Genomic DNA, 1,835 nt, shown 5'->3' with positions numbered 1-1,835 from the left:
ACGTCATTCGCTGGCGCGTTGCTGACGGACGCCATTTTCACCGACGCCATCCTGGAGGATGCCAACTTCCGCGGGGCCATCATGGAAACCGGGTTGATTGGCCGGCTGCGGGGCAAGGGCGCCGTTCTGCCGGGCGAGGGCGGGGACAGTGTCCGCCCGGTGGCCGAGGTGGTGGACGATCATGCGACTTGGGTGGCCGCCGCCGGCCGTTCCGGCAACCGCGCCGACCTGTCGGGCCGTGACCTGACCGGCCTGACGCTGTCGGGCCGCAACCTGACGGCGGCCAAGATGGCGTACGCCGTGGCCCGCCGCCTGGTGCTGACAGGCTCGTCCCTGGTCATGGCCGATTTGGAATGCGTTGATTTGCAGGACGCGGTGCTGGTGGGCGTTGACGCCCGGGGCGCCAACTTCGAACGCGCCCACCTGAACGGCGCCGACCTGCAGAACGCCAACCTGGGCCTGTTGGAAAGTGCCGAGCAGCCGGACCGCAAGTGGCCGGCGCGGCTGACCCGGGCCCGTTTGCGGGGCGCGAACCTGCGGGGCGCCAACCTGCGCGGTGCCGTCCTGCGGGAAGCCGATTTGACCGGTGCCGACCTTAGGGACGCCCAACTGGAGAACATTGTCCTGGATGGCGCCAACACCGCCCAAGTCCGCTCGCGCTGAGGTTTGTCTCCTCAAGCGCCGGGCGGACGCGGTCACGTCTTGAGCACGGTGGGTTGAACGTGAAGAGGCCCGGGGCGTCGCCGTCCCGGGCCTCTTCACATCAGGCGGCTTCCCCGCTGAGCGCTCCGCCGTCGAGCGCGTCCCCGTCGAGTCCCCGGGGCGCTCGACGGGGAACCGGTACCTGTTTCAGGCCACCAGCTTGTCCAGCTCACGCAGGATGCTGTCGCCCATGACGGAGGTGGAGCAGCGGGCCATGCCGGGGGACATGATGTCGGCCGTGCGCATGCCACCCTTCAGGACGTTCTGCACCGCCTTGTCCAACAGGTCGGCCTCGGCGTCCCGGTCGAAAGAGTAGCGCAGCGCCATGCCGAAGCTGAGCAGCGAGGCGATGGGGTTGGCGACGTCGCGGCCGGCGATGTCGGGGGCGGAGCCGTGCACCGGCTCATACAGCGCCTTGCGGCGACCGCTGGCGTCGGCGGCACCCAGCGAGGCGGAGGGCAACATGCCGATGGAGCCGGTCAGCATGGCCGCCTCATCCGACAGGATGTCGCCGAACAGGTTGTCGGTGACGATGACGTCGAACTGCTTGGGATTGCGCACCAGCTGCATGGCGGCGGCGTCGGCCAGCATGTGGCTCAGTTCCACATCCTTGTACTCGGCGGCGTGCAGGGCCGTGACGTCCTGGTTCCACAGCAGGCCGGATTCCATGACGTTGCGCTTCTCGCAGGAGCAGACCTTGTTGCCGCGCTTGCGCGCCAGCTCGAAGGCGACGCGGGCGACGCGCTGGATTTCCGGGGTGGTGTAGACCTGGGTATTGATGCCGCGGCGGATGCCGTTGCCCAGATCCTCGATGCCGCGCGGCTCACCGAAATAGACGCCGCCGGTCAGTTCGCGGACGATCATGATGTCCAGGCCGCGCACCACGTCGGGCTTCAGGGTCGAGGCGTCGACCAGGGCGTCGAACACCACCGCCGGGCGCAGGTTGGCGAACAGCTCCATCTCCTTGCGCAGGCGCAGCAGGCCGGCCTCGGGCCGCTTGTCGAAGCTGACGGTGTCCCACTTCGGGCCGCCCACGGCGCCCAGCAGCACGGCGTCGGCGGCCAGCGCCTGTTCCATGGTGGCATCCGACAGGGGCACGCCGTAGGCGTCGATGGCGCAGCCGCCCACCAAGC

2 protein-coding genes are annotated in these 1,835 nt (G+C 69.2%); one reads left to right on the top strand and one right to left on the bottom strand.

From position 1 onward, the window contains the following. The coding region (locus I55_RS05500; RefSeq protein WP_148293583.1) for a pentapeptide repeat-containing protein at positions 1 to 663 on the top strand (663 nt) is incomplete at its 5' end. Between the two features lie 186 nt (positions 664 to 849). On the opposite strand, the gene leuB is transcribed toward I55_RS05500, so the two are convergent. Then, positions 850 to 1,835: 3-isopropylmalate dehydrogenase (gene leuB / locus I55_RS05495; RefSeq protein ID WP_044559503.1), on the bottom strand; the 986-nt coding region annotated here is incomplete at its 5' end.

The sequence above is a fragment of the Azospirillum sp. B4 genome, assembly GCF_000333275.1.
Classification (GTDB): Bacteria; Pseudomonadota; Alphaproteobacteria; order Azospirillales; family Azospirillaceae; genus Nitrospirillum.
The sequence above is the reverse complement of the archived record's forward strand: the minus strand, read 5'-3'. Positions and strand labels throughout refer to the sequence as shown.